The 16,497-nt window shown below is 46.0% G+C and carries 21 protein-coding genes; 5 read left to right on the top strand and 16 right to left on the bottom strand.

Features of this window, described 5'->3' with window-relative positions; all coding sequences use genetic code 11:
- Positions 1-57 precede the first annotated feature (57 nt).
- On the top strand, positions 58-879 hold the full coding sequence (gene comER / locus QMZ64_RS04530; protein WP_265626257.1) for a late competence protein ComER: 822 nt from the start codon (positions 58-60) through the stop codon (positions 877-879).
- Between the two features lie 70 nt (positions 880-949).
- Here the strand turns inward: comER and QMZ64_RS04525 are convergent, their stop codons facing one another.
- From QMZ64_RS04525 to QMZ64_RS04490, 8 genes are read right to left on the bottom strand one after another with little or no spacing between them, the layout of a single operon-like run.
- Positions 950-1,705 (bottom strand): class I SAM-dependent DNA methyltransferase, encoded by a 756-nt coding sequence (locus QMZ64_RS04525; RefSeq protein WP_265626256.1) that lies wholly within the window; start codon positions 1,703-1,705, stop codon positions 950-952.
- Positions 1,702-2,058: a ribosome silencing factor gene (rsfS, locus tag QMZ64_RS04520; protein ID WP_059231259.1), complete on the bottom strand. Its 357-nt coding sequence runs from the start codon at positions 2,056-2,058 to the stop codon at positions 1,702-1,704. The genes QMZ64_RS04525 and rsfS overlap by 4 nt, the downstream gene beginning before the upstream one ends.
- A gap of 13 nt (positions 2,059-2,071) precedes the next feature.
- Positions 2,072-2,635 carry a bis(5'-nucleosyl)-tetraphosphatase (symmetrical) YqeK gene (yqeK, locus tag QMZ64_RS04515; RefSeq protein WP_243943039.1) on the bottom strand — a complete coding sequence of 188 codons (564 nt, stop codon included), beginning with the start codon at positions 2,633-2,635 and terminating at the stop codon, positions 2,072-2,074.
- Positions 2,625-3,194: a nicotinate-nucleotide adenylyltransferase gene (locus tag QMZ64_RS04510; protein WP_243943038.1), complete on the bottom strand. Its 570-nt coding sequence runs from the start codon at positions 3,192-3,194 to the stop codon at positions 2,625-2,627. The genes yqeK and QMZ64_RS04510 overlap by 11 nt, the downstream gene beginning before the upstream one ends.
- Before the next feature lie 18 nt (positions 3,195-3,212).
- Positions 3,213-3,503, bottom strand: a complete 291-nt coding sequence (yhbY, locus tag QMZ64_RS04505) for a ribosome assembly RNA-binding protein YhbY (protein ID WP_003183704.1) — start codon at positions 3,501-3,503, stop codon at positions 3,213-3,215.
- Positions 3,497-4,333 (bottom strand): shikimate dehydrogenase, encoded by an 837-nt coding sequence (aroE, locus tag QMZ64_RS04500; protein WP_243943036.1) that lies wholly within the window; start codon positions 4,331-4,333, stop codon positions 3,497-3,499. Before aroE ends, yhbY begins: the two co-directional genes overlap by 7 nt.
- Positions 4,334-4,352: 19 nt before the next feature.
- On the bottom strand, positions 4,353-5,453 hold the full coding sequence (yqeH, locus tag QMZ64_RS04495) for a ribosome biogenesis GTPase YqeH (protein ID WP_265626253.1): 1,101 nt from the start codon (positions 5,451-5,453) through the stop codon (positions 4,353-4,355).
- A 3-nt stretch (positions 5,454-5,456) separates the two neighbouring features.
- Positions 5,457-5,975 (bottom strand): YqeG family HAD IIIA-type phosphatase, encoded by a 519-nt coding sequence (locus QMZ64_RS04490; protein ID WP_265626251.1) that lies wholly within the window; start codon positions 5,973-5,975, stop codon positions 5,457-5,459.
- Positions 5,976-6,343: 368 nt separating this feature from the next.
- Here QMZ64_RS04490 and sda point away from each other — a divergent pair, with 368 nt between their 5' ends.
- Complete coding sequence (gene sda, locus QMZ64_RS04485) at positions 6,344-6,484, top strand: sporulation histidine kinase inhibitor Sda (RefSeq protein WP_003183713.1); 141 nt, start codon at positions 6,344-6,346, stop codon at positions 6,482-6,484.
- 114 nt (positions 6,485-6,598) lie between these two features.
- On the opposite strand, the gene QMZ64_RS04480 is transcribed toward sda, so the two are convergent.
- The 4 genes from QMZ64_RS04480 to QMZ64_RS04465 form a co-directional block, all read right to left on the bottom strand.
- Entirely contained in the window at positions 6,599-6,754 is a 156-nt protein-coding gene (locus QMZ64_RS04480; protein ID WP_023855260.1) for a hypothetical protein, read from the bottom strand.
- Between the two features lie 77 nt (positions 6,755-6,831).
- The gene (locus QMZ64_RS04475) at positions 6,832-7,563 is read right to left on the bottom strand and encodes an SGNH/GDSL hydrolase family protein (RefSeq protein ID WP_075752221.1); all 732 of its coding nucleotides are present in this window, start codon (positions 7,561-7,563) and stop codon (positions 6,832-6,834) included.
- A 144-nt stretch (positions 7,564-7,707) separates the two neighbouring features.
- Positions 7,708-8,472 carry a GNAT family N-acetyltransferase gene (locus tag QMZ64_RS04470; protein WP_301441140.1) on the bottom strand — a complete coding sequence of 255 codons (765 nt, stop codon included), beginning with the start codon at positions 8,470-8,472 and terminating at the stop codon, positions 7,708-7,710.
- A 28-nt stretch (positions 8,473-8,500) separates the two neighbouring features.
- Complete coding sequence (locus QMZ64_RS04465) at positions 8,501-8,872, bottom strand: Na-translocating system protein MpsC family protein (protein WP_025811122.1); 372 nt, start codon at positions 8,870-8,872, stop codon at positions 8,501-8,503.
- Positions 8,873-9,179: 307 nt separating this feature from the next.
- Here QMZ64_RS04465 and fdhF point away from each other — a divergent pair, with 307 nt between their 5' ends.
- Complete coding sequence (fdhF, locus tag QMZ64_RS04460; RefSeq protein ID WP_265626249.1) at positions 9,180-12,119, top strand: formate dehydrogenase subunit alpha; 2,940 nt, start codon at positions 9,180-9,182, stop codon at positions 12,117-12,119.
- A gap of 21 nt (positions 12,120-12,140) precedes the next feature.
- The gene (locus QMZ64_RS04455) at positions 12,141-12,620 is read left to right on the top strand and encodes a helical membrane plugin domain-containing protein (protein ID WP_265626248.1); all 480 of its coding nucleotides are present in this window, start codon (positions 12,141-12,143) and stop codon (positions 12,618-12,620) included.
- Between the two features lie 73 nt (positions 12,621-12,693).
- Here QMZ64_RS04455 and QMZ64_RS04450 read toward each other — a convergent pair whose 3' ends face one another.
- A complete protein-coding gene (locus QMZ64_RS04450) occupies positions 12,694-12,873 on the bottom strand; it encodes a hypothetical protein (RefSeq protein ID WP_023855265.1) in 180 nt (59 codons plus the stop codon).
- A 272-nt stretch (positions 12,874-13,145) separates the two neighbouring features.
- Here QMZ64_RS04450 and sigK point away from each other — a divergent pair, with 272 nt between their 5' ends.
- Entirely contained in the window at positions 13,146-13,871 is a 726-nt protein-coding gene (sigK, locus tag QMZ64_RS04445; protein WP_301441139.1) for an RNA polymerase sporulation sigma factor SigK, read from the top strand.
- A 135-nt stretch (positions 13,872-14,006) separates the two neighbouring features.
- Here sigK and QMZ64_RS04440 read toward each other — a convergent pair whose 3' ends face one another.
- Genes QMZ64_RS04440 through arsD form a run of 3 tightly spaced genes read right to left on the bottom strand, consistent with a single transcriptional unit; the run spans position 14,007 to position 16,477 of the window.
- Positions 14,007-14,282 carry an adhesin gene (locus QMZ64_RS04440; RefSeq protein WP_044822619.1) on the bottom strand — a complete coding sequence of 92 codons (276 nt, stop codon included), beginning with the start codon at positions 14,280-14,282 and terminating at the stop codon, positions 14,007-14,009.
- 48 nt (positions 14,283-14,330) lie between these two features.
- Entirely contained in the window at positions 14,331-16,100 is a 1,770-nt protein-coding gene (gene arsA, locus QMZ64_RS04435; protein ID WP_044822618.1) for an arsenical pump-driving ATPase, read from the bottom strand.
- On the bottom strand, positions 16,100-16,477 hold the full coding sequence (gene arsD / locus QMZ64_RS04430) for an arsenite efflux transporter metallochaperone ArsD (RefSeq protein WP_044822617.1): 378 nt from the start codon (positions 16,475-16,477) through the stop codon (positions 16,100-16,102). Before arsD ends, arsA begins: the two co-directional genes overlap by 1 nt.
- Positions 16,478-16,497: the final 20 nt, after the last annotated feature.

Genomic DNA, 16,497 nt, shown 5'->3' with positions numbered 1-16,497 from the left:
TTTGACTGAAGTTTTCATATCGTTTAAAAGATACAGGTTCAAAGGAGGGGAGAACGATTGAATATCGGCTTTATCGGGACAGGAAATATGGGGACCATTTTAATTGAGGCGTTGATTGAATCCAGAGCGGTCATTCCCTCATCTTTAACTATTACTAACCGAACGATCGACAAAGCGTTAAACATAAAAAAACGATTCCCAGACATTCAGGTTGCAGAACGGCCGGAAGAAGTGATTACGGAAAGTGATGCCGTGTTTATCTGTGTCAAGCCGCTGGATATTTATCCTTTGCTAAAACGGCTCTCACCCGTCTTCACCCGCGATCAGATTGTGGTCACCATTACGAGTCCGGTGCAGGTCGAACAGCTGGAAGCCGTCGTCTCCTGCCAGGCGGCAAGAGTGATCCCGAGCATTACGAACAGAGCGTTGTCCGGCGTGTCATTATTGACTTACGGAGAAAGCTGCACAGCTGAGGCAAAAGAAAAATTGACGGCTTTAGTGAGCAAGATCTCAATCCCTCTTGAAATCGAAAGCGGGATTACGAGGGTCGCCTCAGACATTGTCAGCTGCGGCCCCGCCTTTATCAGTTATTTGGTTCAGGAGTTTATTCAGGCCGCTGTCGAAGAAACCTCCGTATCAAAAGAAGACGCGATTTTAATGACGACAGAAATGCTGGTAGGTTTGGGAAGGCTGCTCGAAACAGGGCATTACACATTGCCCGCCCTGCAGGAAAAGGTGTGCGTTAAAGGCGGTGTAACCGGTGAGGGAATTAAGGCGCTGGAAAGCGGTGTTCAGGATATGTTCCGCCAGATGTTCCGAAACACCCATTTGAAGTATGAAGAAGATATCGCTCTAGTCAAGAAGCAATTTTCCGTTTGATTCATTGTTTCACGAATGCGCTGAAATTTTCAACAAAGGAAAAATGCATTATGAAAAACCATCGTTACGATTAAACGATGGTTTTTGTTTTTTTCGCTGTATAAAAATGACGTTCCGACTCTGCGCCAGGCTCCAATTTTGAAAAATCGGCAGTCACGCACTGCACCTCAAATCCGGCTTGCCGCAATAAGCTGATATACTTTTCCGTCTGGAAAGTCCGCTGTTCATGCGATTCATCAAACCTTTCGTATACGCCTCCGCTTTCTACGAAAAAGGTCAAATCGTGAACAGCTGAATGAGGCTCATCCCCCGCATAGCTTTGCCAAATGACGCTCACTTCTTCATCCTGATCGGCATACGTACTTCCCGGAAAAATGACATCCATTTTGTAAATGGAATGAACATCAAACAGAAGAAGGCCGCCTTCTTTTAATAGAGAGAAAACGTTTTTAAAAGTATTGAAAACGTCTTTTTCGCCCTTTAGATAATTCAGCGAGTCACAGCAGATCACAACCGCGTCAAATTTTTGCCCGTGCCCGGCAAGCTCGCGCATATCCTGCTGAAAGAACTGAATGTCGAGCTGCCGGACGGCTGCTTTGTACTGAGCCTGCGCGAGCATATCTTCGCTGATATCGATTCCTGTGACATCGTAGCCTTTTTCAGCCAAGCGGACCGATATTTCACCCGTTCCGCACGCCAGATCAAGTATCCGTATACGTTCTTTTTGCTGTGCACCGATCGTTTTTTCAATCCAGCTGACCCACTCATCGTAAGGGGCGTGAGACATCAGCTTGTCATAAATACCGGAAAATCCTTTATAGATCATTCATTAACTCCGAACGAAAGGTCTTCAGTCGGCGCGTCTCCCCACAGCTTTTCAAGGTTGTAATAGCCTCGTTCCTCTTTGTGGAAAACGTGGACAACTACATCGCCCAAATCGATTAAAACCCATCTGGCTTCGTCAAAGCCCTCCATTTTCTTCACATCGATTCCATTTTCTTCAGCCTGATCCTTAATTTCCCGGGCAATGGCCTGAACCTGTTTGTCAGAATTCCCGTGGCAAATCAGAAAATAATCAGCCACGAGGGAAATCCCCTGCATATTTAAGGCGATAATTTCTTCCGCCCGTTTATCATCGCAGGCCTCTGCGGCAATTTTTAAAATTGAAGCTTGATCCATTCAGTAATTCCTCCTAATGTCTATCGTTTACTAAAGCATTATATGTGGCGACCGTTTCCGGATAAACGGCCTGATTTTTTGAAATTAAAAAGGTAATCGTATTTTTCAACGCCTGGATAAGGGCCGAATCCAAATCTTCTTCAGCGAGAGTCCGAACCTCTTCAACCCCTGGAAAACGGCGGCCCGGCTCAATATAATCCGCTACATAAATCACTTTCTCAAGAAGAGCCATATTCGGCCTTCCGGACGTATGGAATCGAATGGCTGACAGGATGTCTTCATCCGTAATTCCAACCTCTGTTTTGACAAGCGTTGCTCCTGCCGGCGCATGCCAAAGTTCATGATGAAAATCGAGCACTTCAAGCGGCCCGCCCCCGTTGAGGATGATTTGTTTCATTTCCTCTTTCGGGCGAAATTTGGCATAGTCATGAAATATCGCGGCGATTTCGGCTTTTTTCACATCTGCGCCAAACCGTTCGGCAAGTTTGACAGCCGTCTCCATTACGCCGACCGTATGGATGTAGCGTTGTTCTGTCAGCTGTTCTTGCACGCAGGCTAAGGCTTCCTCACGTTTCATATAGATGATTCTCCTTCACATAGACCTTCACTTCGTCAGGAATTAAATAATCTGTCGGCTGCTGATTTTTAATGCGGTCCCTAAGTAAAGATGATGACACTTCAAAAATAGGCACATCGACAAAAACGAGCGGATACGGCGTCTCAATTTGAAAGCCGGGCCGCTTCACTCCGACAAATTGAATCATGTTGACAAGCTTGTCAATGTTTGACCATTTCGGCAGGTATTCCACCATATCCGCGCCGATAATAAAGTAAAACTTATCGTTTGGATATCGGTCTTTCAGCAGGCGAATGGTATCAAATGTATAAGAAGGGCCTTCCCTTTCGAGTTCGATCGTCTCCAATTTAAATTGCTCTTTCCCCGAAATGGCGAGCTTCAGCATTTCCGCCCTGTGCATACTTAGCGAAAACGAGTTTTTTTGTTTATGCGGCGGAATTTGGTTGGGCATGAACCAAATTTCATCAAGATCCAGTTTATACAGGACTTCATTTGCCATTAATAAATGCCCGTTGTGCGGAGGATCAAATGTCCCTCCAAAAATCCCGATTTTCCTCATGATTACCACCTTTAAGCGTTAAGGAAGCTCAATTTTTTTATTTTCTTTCGACTCCTTATACAGCACGATAATGTTTCCGATCGTCTGCACCAGTTCGGCGCGTGCTCCGCCCGCCAGCGCTTCGGCTACTTCCTCTTTAGGCTGCTCGCAGTTTTGCAGCACGCTCACCTTGATCAATTCCCTGGCTTCAAGCGCTTCACTGATTTGTTTGACCATGTTTTCGTTGACTCCGCCTTTACCGACTTGAAAAATCGGTGACAGATGATGCGCTTCCCGGCGCAAATAGCGTTTTTGTTTTCCTGTTAGCATGATTTTCCTCCTAGTTGCTGCAACACAATTGATTTCATTTTTTCCATATTAGGCTCATGTCCGGTCCACAGCTCAAAAGCAAGGGCCGCCTGGCCGATGAACATGCCGACTCCGTCCAATGTATTCAAGCCTTTTGCTTCAGCCTCCTGCAGCAGGGCCGTTTTCAGCGGATTGTAGATAATATCGCATACAAGGCACGTTTCTTTCGCATTCGCCAATGAAAGCGGGGCAGCTTCGATGTTCGGGTGCATCCCGACCGACGTCGTTTGAATCACGATATCATATGCTGACAAGTCTGCTTCCGCTTCCTGCAACGACAAAGCACGTGCCTCTCCTTCAAAATGCCGAGTGAACGCTAGTGCCTTTTCAGGCGTACGATTCGCCACGTCCAGCTGCTTCGGCATCTCAGCTGCCAGAGTGGTAAATATCGCCCTCGCCGCACCGCCGGCTCCGATCAACAGTATCGAAAGCTCAGAAAGGGGGCGATCAAGGGATGGCTTCAGCGATTTAAGAAATCCTGCTCCATCTGTATTATATCCGACCAGCCCTTCTTTTTCTCTTCTGACAGTGTTGACCGCCCCGAGAGCTTCGGCGCTTTCATCAATACGGTCGAGATGCTTCATGATCGATACTTTATGGGGGACGGTCACATTAAACCCTTGAATGCCAAGGGCCCGCATACCTTTCACAGCATCTTCAAGATCTTCGTTTTCCACGCGAAAAGCGTGATAATACCCCTCTAAAGAAAGATCCTCCAAAGCCGCATTATGGATGTCCGGAGACATGGAATGAGCCACCGGATTGCCAATCAGTCCGTATATCGGTTTCATAACTCTCTCCCCTTAGCACTTATATTAGAGATTTGCGCAAAAACACGTGAACGCCTTTAGGCGCGTGGGCGACAATTTTTTGGTTCGCCTCTTGGACGGTTACCCAGCCGAGGCCAGAGAACACAACGTCCGTTTTCGGTTCTTTAATCGTAAACGTATGTTTGACAAGCTCCGGAAACGAGTCAAGATCTTCTTTTGCAGGAGGAGCAAGCATTTCCCCAGCGTGCTTTTCATACAGCTGATCCGCGTTTTCAAGCTTTGTTCTGTGGATGTTGAGTTCATTCGGCATATAGCATACAAACGAAGATCTGCCTCCGCTTGCATAATCAAACCGCGACAATCCGCCGAAAAACAGCGTCTGTTCTTCGTTCAGCTGAAAGGTGCGGGGTTTCAGCTCCTTCTTCGGCGTTAATATTTTCAGATCGCTTTTCGCGACATAGTGCGCCATTTGATGATGGTTGATGATTCCCGGCGTATCATACATCGCCGATCCGTCATCCAGAGGAATTTCAATCGCGTCAAGCGTCGTCCCCGGATATTGGGATGTCGTGATAATGTCGCCCTCTCCGGAAACCTCTTTAATAATCCGATTGATAAACGTTGATTTCCCTACGTTCGTACATCCGACGACATATACGTCTTTGCCTTGCCTGTAATGTTCGATCGCGTCGATCGCGTCTTTCATCCCCTGCCCGCGCCCGGCGCTGACGAGCAGCACATCAACAGGCCTTAAGCCGAGCTCTTTCGCTTCGCGTTTCATCCAGTTTACAAGGCGCTCGCGCTTGACTGATTTAGGGAGAATATCTGCTTTGTTTCCTATTAATAAGATCGGATTACCTCCGACAAAGCGGTTTAGTCCGTTGATCCAGCTTCCGTTGAAATCAAAGATGTCGACGATTTTCACAATAAGCGAATCCGTTTCCCCGATGCCGTGAAGGATTTTCAAAAAGTCATCGTCCGTCAGTGAAACATCCTGAATTTCGTTATAATTTTTCAATCTGAAGCAGCGCTGGCAGATGACATTGTCTTTTAACAGCGATGCTTCAGGCGCGTAGCCCAGTTTATTTTTATCTTCGGTTTGAATGGCGACTCCGCATCCGATACAAACTACCTTTTCCATTCTTTAATCCTCCCACTGAATATGGCCTTTCCGTTTTAAAGCGCTGAGAATTCTGCGTTCCACCTGGCGGTTGAAACGCGTAAAAAAGCCGTCGGAAGCAGCCACAGGCACGACAAGAATGGTATGAAACCCATTGCGGTTCCCTCCCAGCACATCTGTCATGAGCTGATCTCCTATGACGACGACGTCTTCTTTTTTAAGCCCCATATTTTTGACGGCTTTTCTAAAAGCTCTGCCCATCGGCTTTTTCGCTTTGTAAATAAACGGAATATTAAGCGGTTCAGAAAATATTTTGACGCGTTTTTCATTATTATTTGAGACAATTGTCACTTTAATGCCGTGCTCTTTCATCTCTTCAAACCACTCGATGAGACGCGGTGTCGCACTAGGCCTGTCCCATTCTACAAGCGTGTTGTCCAAATCCGTAATAATCCCTTTTACATTGCGCTCTTTTAGTTTTTCAGGGGTAATCTGAAAAATATTTTTTACAAATTCATCCGGCAAAAAGAACTTTTTTAACACAAAGCCGCACCCTTTCCTTTCAATTACTGCTTCTTTTTTCAATGTGTCGAATCAAATCTAAAAGTGTCTTAAAAAATCGGCTGTCCGAAAAGTTTTCGACATATAATAGGATTCTTCAACAGGTGTGGATAAAATTACACACAGTATCCACTCATATTTCATCGACCTTTTATTAAATTATAAACATGATACCCACAAGTTATCCACTTTTTGGTGTGGATAACAGAACGATTGTTCTCGCCCAATATTCATGATAGATTATAGGTACTTCAAACAAAGATCATATAACTTAACATTTTATGCTTATTCCAAACAGGTTATTCCAATTTTTATGAGGAGGTGTCTTTCCTATTAAATGGGTACCAAGTATGAAAAAGCTGTCTGATGAACTTTTAATAGAATCATACATTAAAGCAAATGAGATGAATTTAAACCGCGAATTCATCGAGCTGATTGAAACCGAAATCAAAAGAAGGTCGCTCGGTCATCTGCTTTCCGTCTCTTCATAGCTCAAGCACTCCCGGGCGCTCTTGCCGCTTTTTTTCACTTAGGTTGATATTATATCACTTGAATAATACGCTTACTACTGTTTTTCATGAAAAAACACCTCTCTAAAAGAGGTGCTATTTGAAGAATCCGTGAGGACTAAGCCAGTAGAACCCGCCAATGACGAGCAGGACGACTAAAAGGACGACAACGAACGCATATCCGTATGCGGCGCCTGCATATCCGGGATAAGCCGGGTACGAACACGGACCAGCGGGAAAAGGATATCCCATCGCATCATTCCTCCTTTAGACTGTTATAGTAACAGCCTATGAAGAAAAAGGAGAAATGGCTAGGCCTTTTACTTAAATCAAGAAGTTTTTATGACTTTACTTTCATTAATTCCTTCAAAAATAATTCGCGCGCCTTTTGGGGTTAAGTGATTTCCCGATGGGTCGATAAACCCCGAATGGATCAGCTTCTCATCTGTAGCTCCGCCTGCTTTTTTCACGATGTTTTTCCAGTTGTCGATTAGCGGCACATCAAGTTCACGCGCCGTTTCCCTTGTGACGTCATTATAGGAATCGTGCCATTTACGCGCCCCTCCGTATTTTTCAAACGAAGCAGCCCGGTATCTTGCATAATAAAAGATGTTGTCCCCGCTTCCTTCGACGATCGGCAGGCACGTCATTAGTATCGGCTCTATCCCGCGGCGGCGGCTTTCTTTAACAAAATAATAGAGGTTTTCTTTAAACCTTTTTTTGGATACGCGCGGCAGCCCTTTCGCAAGAATTGCTGCATCATTTGTTCCGAACATGATAAAAAGATATGCCGGCTCGTCATCCAGCACATCCTTCCTGAATCGAAGCCTGGCGTCTTCCGTTGTTTCTCCGCCTATTCCCGCATTATTTATTTTGTACTGCCCTTGAAGGGAAGTCTGAAGTAAATTGACCCATTTTTCCGCTTTTGGATAATCGCGAAATTGCCAATTTGAGCCGCGTGTATTGCTGTCTCCAAATGCTACGACTTTTCTGGGATCGTCCTCTCCGCAGCCTGCAAGCAGAAGCAGAAAGACGAGGACCATCACCAAGCTTTTTTTCATTCGTTCCACCTCCAAAAGCCAATACTACGATCATATAGGAGAGAAGCTGCACTTTCAATGGGAGAAATCTCTGCCATCCTGAAATTGTTCAGCCCTTACTATGCCTTTAACCTGTCCCCCCTGTTTAAAAACATTCGTATTGGTTCACGGTTTTCCGACAAACAATGAATATGTTTTGACAGGTCGAAAGCCTAATTTTTCAGCGAGGCGAATCGATGCAACGTTTTGCCGGTCGCAATCCCAGCGCGGTTTCAAGCGGTTCTCTATTGCATACGCGATAAAGGCGTCGGCGCAGCGGACTGCAAACCCACGTCCCCTGTAATCCGGGTGTGTTGCGATATCAACTTCAGCAAAGCGTTCCGAACAAAAAATGGTGACACATTCACTGGCGATCACACCTTCATGCGACACTTTAAATCCGAAACCGTTCTTCATAAAACGGTCTGGCCCTCCCCAATACTCAATCGCGTATTTGTCCGTAAAATTCGTGCTTTTTTGAAGGTCATCTTCAGAAAATCTTTCAACACCGGCAAATGCGGCGCTGCGAACACATTCCTCTTTTCCGAGGAAAAATGACACGCGCTCCATTTGCTGCAGAGGATCGCCAAGCCCCCCGATTAAAAAGGCGTCCCACTCTTCAGAAGCCGAAAACACGGTAAAGCGCGCTCCGTTCCTCTGTTCATTCAGATAATGAAGCCATTCGCTCCTTCCGCTGTCGGGGATATCTCCAGCGACATAATAAATCCCGGCAGCTGTTTGAAAAAGAACAGTGGCCGGTGCGAGGAAATCATCGATATAAACGTTTCCTTCGATAAGTCCTTCGGCTATCGCATGCGCGAATGTCGGACTTTCTTCTGTTAACAAAACCTTTGCTTTTCGTTTTTCACTCGATTTCAGTTCAATCATCATGACTCCTCCTCGAACTTGAGACCGATCGTCAAGCCCCGCTGGCTGATTCGGTGCCGTATTCAATATTGCGGTCAAAGATAAAAACAGACACCGCAATATCCTCCTGAATTTTGATGTCTGTAAAAAGGTGCTCGAGCTTCGCTCCGATGAGCTGCTCCATTCCTTCCGGCACGTGATTGGAGTAGTGTTTCTGAATCAGGGTCGTCCTTGCGGCATGGACCATTTCCCTTCCCTCCGACGTGCTTGCGATAAATTGCTCGCTCGCCGTCAAATTGCCGTAAAGCGTCGAAACTGCCATATTGTCGACAAAGACCGTGTGAATCCGTTCAGGCCCCTTGCCAAACAGCTCTTTTCGAAGCTTGCGGATCATATCGTTGAATTCGTGGATTTTTTTAGACATCATGCATACCCCTTCCGTTTAAACCTTCCATCTGTCTCGATGTCCCCTTAGACATTTCACTTGGTTAAAATTTTCCTATTCTATTGAATTATAATCAATATCACTTTATAATAAAAGCCGGGCTGATGGATTTGTAATACCGTCGTGTTATGAATCTATCGAATTCTGACAATATAGGATTGGTCTGTTAGTAAGCTTTGCTAGTAAACTATTCCGCCATGTATGTTTATACCGCTTTCCGCGCCAGGATTCGGTATATATGTACATGGCTTTTTTGATTTTGAAAAGATGATGGAGGGGAATAAAGATGGACGGAAAGCCAATCAGTGTCCGGATAGACGGCAAAGAAATTAAAGCAGCGGCCGGGGCAACCGTTTTAGACATATTGAACAAAAACGGGTTTGAACACCCTCAAATATGCCATGTTCCGGAGACGGATCCTATTCAAACGTGTGATACCTGTATTGTGGAAGCAGACGGAAAATTAAAGCGGGCATGCTCCCTGCGGGCAGAAGACGGAATGACGGTCAGCCTGTCTGGAGAACGGGTCAAAGCAGCACAAAAAGAAGCAATGGACCGCCTGCTCGAAAACCATTTGCTTTATTGTACGGTATGCGACAACAACAACGGCAACTGTACGCTACATAATACGGCAGAAATGATGGGAATCGAAGAGCAGAAATACCCTTACACGCCAAAAGAAGACCCGTCTTGCGCAGTCGATATGTCGCACCCCTTTTACCGCTATGATCCGAATCAGTGCATCGCATGCGGACAATGTGTTGAAGTGTGCCAAAACCTGCAGGTCAATGAGACGCTCTCAATTGACTGGGAGCGTGAACGGCCGCGGGTGATCTGGGATGAAGGCGTTTCAATCAACGAGTCATCATGCGTCAGCTGTGGGCAGTGTGTCACGGTTTGTCCGTGCAATGCGCTAATGGAAAAATCGATGCTTGGAAAAGCCGGGTTCATGACAGGTATCAAACCGGATGTCATGGAGCCGATGATCGACCTTGTCAAAGATGTAGAGCCGGGATACAGCAGCATCTTTGCCGTTTCAGAAGTCGAGGCGGTGATGCGTTCACAGCGGATCAAAAAGACAAAGACCGTCTGTACATTTTGCGGTGTCGGCTGTTCATATGAAGTATGGACAAAAGGCCGTGACATCTTAAAAATTCAGCCTGTGTCAGAAGCTCCTGTCAACGCCATTTCGACGTGTGTGAAAGGGAAATTCGGGTGGGATTTCGTAAATGCGGAAGAGCGTTTGACCAAACCGTTGATCCGCAAAAATGACGAATTTGTCGAGTCAACTTGGGAAGAAGCGCTTGACTACGTTGCCCGCAGATTAGGCTCAATTCGGGAGCAGAGCGGAAAAGACGCCGTCGGGTTTATTTCGTCTTCAAAAATCACGAATGAAGAAAATTACTTGATGCAAAAGCTGGCGCGGCAAGTATTTGGCACTAACAATGTCGACAACTGTTCGCGGTACTGCCAGTCTCCGGCAACGGACGGATTGTTCCGCACAGTCGGCATGGGCGGCGATGCCGGCACCATTCAAGACATCGCGAAAGCAGGCCTCGTCATCATCGTCGGCGCCAACCCGGCCGAAGGTCACCCGGTACTGGCAACCCGCGTGAAGCGCGCCCATAAGCTTCACGGACAAAAGCTGATCGTCGCCGACCTTCGCAAAAACGAAATGGCCGAACGCTCGGATCTGTTTATCAGACCGCAGCAAGGAACTGATCAAGTATGGCTGATGGCCGTGACGAAGTATATGATCGACCAAGGCTGGCACGATCAGGCGTTTATCAATGAAAACGTCAATTTCTTTGAAGAATATAAGCAATCGCTTGAGACATACACCCTTGAATATGCAGAAAAAATCACAGGCATCAATAAACAGACGCTGATCCAAATCGCTGAGATGATCCGCGATGCAGACGGCACGTGCGTTCTCTGGGGGATGGGAGTCACCCAAAACACAGGCGGTTCCGACACGTCCGCCGCAATTTCAAACCTGCTTTTAGCTACCGGTAATTACCGCCGCCAGGGCGCTGGGGCGTACCCGCTCCGCGGCCATAACAATGTCCAGGGCGCCTGCGACATGGGGACGCTTCCCGGCTGGCTTCCGGGATATCAGCACATTACAGATGACAAAGCGCGGAAAAAGTTCGAAAAAGCTTACGGCACAACAATCAACGAGAAACCCGGACTTGACAACATCGAAATGCTTCACGCCGTTGAAGAAGGCAAAATGAAAGCCATGTATATCGTCGGAGAAGATATGGCTTTAGTCGATTCAAACGCAAACCGGGTCCATGACATTTTATCAAGCCTTGATTTCCTTGTGGTTCAGGACATGTTCCTTTCGAAAACAGCCCAATACGCCGACGTTGTTCTGCCTGCGACAGCTTCACTTGAAAAAGATGGAACTTTCACAAACACGGAAAGACGCGTCCAGCGATTGTACCAGGCCCTTTCGCCGCTCGGAGACGCAAAGCCGGACTGGGTCATCATTCAAGAGATCGCAAACCGGCTTGGAGCTGACTGGCATTACAGCCACCCGGGAGACATTTTTTCAGAAATGGCAAGCCTGTCACCGCTGTTCGCAAAGGCGGATTATGACGCAATTGAAGGATGGAACAGCTTCCTGTGGGGCAGCCTGACCGGAGAAAGCACGCCTCTTTTATATGAAGACGGCTTTAACTTCCCTGACCGGAAAGCGCGCTTTGCCCTCGCAGACTGGACAGAGCCTGCCGAATTTCCTGAAGAGTACGACCTTCACATTAACAACGGCCGAATGCTGGAGCATTTTCACGAAGGAAACATGACGAACAAATCGGCAGGCATCCAGGCGAAAGTGCCGGACGTCTTTGTTGAGGTCTCGCCTGAGCTCGCCAAAGACAGGGGCATCTGCGACGGATCACAGGTCAGACTGATCTCGCCGTTTGGCGCCGTAAGATTAACCGCGCTTGTGACAGACCGAGTTAGAGCGAACGAATTGTATTTGCCGATGAACTCGACAGATAAAGAATCCGCGATCAATTTCTTGACAGGCCCTGCAGTAGATGCGCGTACCAATACACCTGCTTACAAGCAGACAAAGGTGCGTATGGAAGTGCTCGGCGGATGCGCAGAACCGCCGCTTCCGAAAACAAATCCGCGCAATAAGAAACGCCATCCGCAAAACGGAGCTGAAGTCGAGCGGAAATGGAAGCGTCCGGGGTATGTTCATTTAACAGACTAAATCAAAAGGAGGTCATCACACATGGCAGCTCCCATCACCGCCATCCGCAAAGAAGACAAATCTGAGGAGCAAATAAAGCTTGAAAAATTAGAAGAACTCAAAGCCCTTTTGGCTGAACAGGAAGCCGCCGTTTCAAAAACGATGAAGCTTCTCGGCGAACTGAACGGCCTCGGGGTCCTTGATGCCGCAGACAGCATGATCGGCGCAAAGGAAGATATCGCAAAAATCGTCCTCGGCCAGCTGTCCAAGGAACCGGCCAAAAACTTGATGAATACAGCCATTGCAGCAGGCGGCGCTCTCTCCAAAGCCGAACCGGAAGTCATGGGGAAACTGGTAGAAAGCATCGTCGCCGGCACAAAACAAGGAGAAGACTTTTTAAAAAGCGATAAAAAAACCGGGGTCCTCGATCTGCTGAAAGCCATGAACGACCCGGACATCAACCGAGCCGTCGGCTTCGGTCTGCAATTTTTAAAAGGCATGGGAAAAGCGCTGAAAGAATAACCAATAAGAAAACCGGCTCACCACTTTGAGCCGGTTTTCCTATTGGCGATAGAAGCAAACGCTTTCTACCGCCTCATTTGCTGTGTGTTTCATCTTTTTTATTCAGCGATTCTTTTAAAATATTAAAAACTGCCACCGCAATAACGACAGTCATTAACCCTGTCGTCAGCAGGTTTGGGAAGGTTTCCTGAACTCCAATCATGACCACGCTCAGTACAATTAACGAAAGGATGAAAAGACGTTTGTTTTTCATCTGTCGCACCGGACCGACTGGTTGATAGCGTTTACCCTATGGTGAACCGTCCGGCACCCTCACCTCCTTGCCTTTATTATCCCGCTATTGTTAACTTTTGTAAACGATTAAAAAATGGAAGCGGTTGCAAAAACAAGCGGCTGCATGCCGAACAGAACGCCGGAATATTTGGCAGTCCGGCAATTTTGCCGGGTACAGACACAGACATCCCCCCTCCAACATACATTTACATATAGGCTTCTGCCTACATACATTATGTGGAGGTGCCGATAATGACAGGTGTTTTTGCAGCGCTCGGTTATGTCATCAAGGAACTCGTTTTTTTAGTATCATATGTGAAAAACAATGCCTTTCCACAGCCGCTGTCAAGCAGTGACGAAAAAAAGTACTTGGAGCTGATGGCCCAGGGGGATGAACACGCGAGAAACATGCTGATCGAGCATAACCTCCGGCTGGTCGCCCACATCGTCAAAAAATTCGAAAACACAGGCGAAGATGCAGAAGACCTGATTTCCATCGGAACGATCGGGCTGATCAAAGCAATCGAAAGCTATTCAGCCGGAAAAGGAACAAAGCTCGCCACTTATGCGGCGCGTTGTATAGAAAACGAGATCCTCATGCATTTGCGCGCATTGAAAAAAACGAAAAAAGACGTCTCCCTCCATGACCCGATCGGCCAAGACAAAGAAGGTAACGAAATTTCTCTCCTCGATGTCCTGAAAGCGGAAAACGAAGACGTCATCGACACTATCCAGCTCAACATGGAGCTTGAAAAAGTCAAAAAATACATCGACATCTTGGACGGCAGAGAAAAAGAAGTCATCATCGGCAGATTTGGCCTTGATTTGAAGAAAGAGAAGACGCAGCGGGAAATCGCGAAGGAACTTGGGATTTCGCGGAGCTATGTGTCGCGGATTGAGAAACGCGCACTGATGAAGATGTTTCATGAGTTTTACCGGGCGGAGAAGGAGAAGCGGAAGCGTGCGAAGAGGAAATAAAATCAAATGAAGAGGCTCGGAATTTAAACCCGGCCTCTTTCTACTTTTTAGATACTTAATTTTTATATTCAATTTTAATTGTATGTTGTGATTTTTCAGCTACTAAAGTTCTCAAATAACTCATGCTTTAAAATGTTAACAGCAACCATTATCTCCTCCGCCTAATAAGGTTAGTTGGCCGCCTTGCTGATCCAAGGTCACGTCAGTTGTCATGTTTAGGATTCTTTTATCAAAAGCGACTTGAATGCCGTTAATCACTTTAATTTCATCATCAGCTTCAGGTGCATCTAGTGCAATTCCCAATTGAGGGCCACAGCATCCTTGGCCTGCGAAATAAAATCTTATTCCATCAGCATTCTGTTCTTTCATGATCCGGGTCAACATTTGTTTTGCCGATTCAGTAATCACCATTTTTATTCCTCCCTGATTTTAATAACATCACATCTGAAATCTTTTCATTTATTTTATATATTCTTTAAGCTGTTCATATCCGAATTTTTCTTGAGGTTCCCAAGGAATCAAAGCCGTTTTGGATGCCAATTCCTCACTTACTTTATCGATCCATGTTTTCTCGGAAAAGGCTTTGCTTGTTAGGATAGGATCTTTGGTGTGTGTCGCATACAGACTTTGATTTATAATCCACCATTTCGGCTCGATTTCCGCCCGTTTTAAATCCTCCTGGAGTCTTTTTGCTTCAAATACAGGCGTCGCTTCGGCCAAAGTAACAATGGCTACGCTGGTTTCCCGCGGATTGCGCAGCCTTGGAAGTAATTCTTTCACACTTTCCGGCACTTCTCCTGTAGTCCGTTTCAATTCTTTATGGTAGGATTGGGCAGCATCCAAAAGCAAGAGTGTATGGCCTGTTGGAGCTGTATCAATAATGACAATCTCATTTTTTGAGCGGTCGACAACTTCAGCGAACGCCCGAAATACTGCAATTTCTTCAGTGCACGGAGAATTCAAATCTTCTTCCAAGTATGCGAGGGCCTCGTCATCTAAATCAGGAGCTGCGGCTGCAATCATTTTTCTTTTATACGCTTCAACTTCAAACTTTGGGTCAATGCGGCTGATTGTTAAACGTTCCAGTTCGCCCTTTTGGAACATATAATCTAAATGAGCTGCCGGATCGGTCGTTGTGAGATGGACTTGATGTCCTTTTTCTGCAAGGCCGACAGCAAGAATAGAGGCAGCCGTTGTTTTTCCTACCCCCCCTTTTCCCATTGTCAAAATGATCCGGGCTCCGGAAGCCGAAAAGTCATCGATTACAGCTTGAACATTGTCTAATCTTGACTGCTGTAATGGCAATTCGTGTTGTTGATCTTTCGTTGATATCTGATGATCTGCGAATAATGTTCTAATATTACTGACACCTGTTAAAGAATAGGGCACATATGGCAGCATATAAATTTCAAGTTCGCGCAATAAAGATGGGATTTGTGCAATTGCTTTTTGCTGACGTTGATAAAATGCCTCCGATATTGGATCTCCTTCCGTTTTTTCTCGAAAGACTCCATTGATAACCAAGCATTGATTTTGAAGTCCGATGTCGTTCAATTCATCTGATGCTCTTTCTGCTTCCTTTAGTGAGGAAGTATCAGGACGCGACACCAGCACAAGCTTTGTTTTGTCAGGATTGGATAGAACATCTACTGTTCTAGCGTACATATCTTTCTTTTCATTCAATCCGGCTAAAGGACCTAAACAAGAAACTCCATGTGTGCTTTCCTCTAAATAACCGTTCCAAGCTGTCGGCAATTGAAGAAGGCGCAATGTATGTCCTGTTGGAGCTGTATCAAATAAAATGTGGTCAAATTTTTGTATAAACTCCTCATTAGACAAAATGCTCGTAAATTCATCAAATGCTGCGATTTCAACTGTACAAGCTCCAGACAGCTGCTCCTCCATTTGGTTTACCGCCACCTCCGGCAATTTTCCACGGTATGGCCCGATCATTTTTTCACGGTATGCCTCGGCAGCTTCTTCTGGGTCCAGATTGCAAGCATATAGACCTTTCACCCCTTTTATGGGCTGAGGTTTATTTGTCAATTCCATGCCGAATACATCCTGTAAATTAGATGCAGGGTCTGTGCTGACAATCAACACAATTTTTCCTTCATCCGCAAGAGAAACAGCAGTTGCACATGCGGTTGATGTTTTACCAACCCCTCCTTTTCCCGTAAAAAACAAGAAGGGAATTTGCCCAATTTGGGATGATTGAAATTTCAACATTATTCCACTTCCTTTGTATTCATGTGAATGACATTCAGTTTCTTCTTGGGTTCTTGTGCTTCTAACTCCTTTTCTTCAATTTGATATACCTCAGCGAATTCTTTATTTGTAGGATAGCCTCCCACTTTAAAAACTTCCCCATCCACCAAGACGACAGGCAAAGCATCTGTTCCTTGCTCGTGAAGAAGCTTGTTGACTGTTTCATTTTCTGCAAAGGCAGCTGGGTCGTTTGCCAAGTTATATCTTTTAATAGGCAGCCCCTTTTTTTCTAATGTATAAATGGCTGATGCTACCTTTGTTAATTCGGGATCTACACTTGGGCCGCAAACACCAGTCGAACAGCACATAGCAGGATCATAAATTTCAACTTTTTTCATTATATTTCACTCCTGTTATA

The organism is Bacillus sp. LB7, from assembly GCF_030449715.1.
Taxonomy (GTDB): domain Bacteria; phylum Bacillota; class Bacilli; order Bacillales; family Bacillaceae; genus Bacillus; species Bacillus paralicheniformis.
Note: the sequence above shows the minus strand (reverse complement) of the source record. Positions and strands in the feature narration are given on the sequence as shown.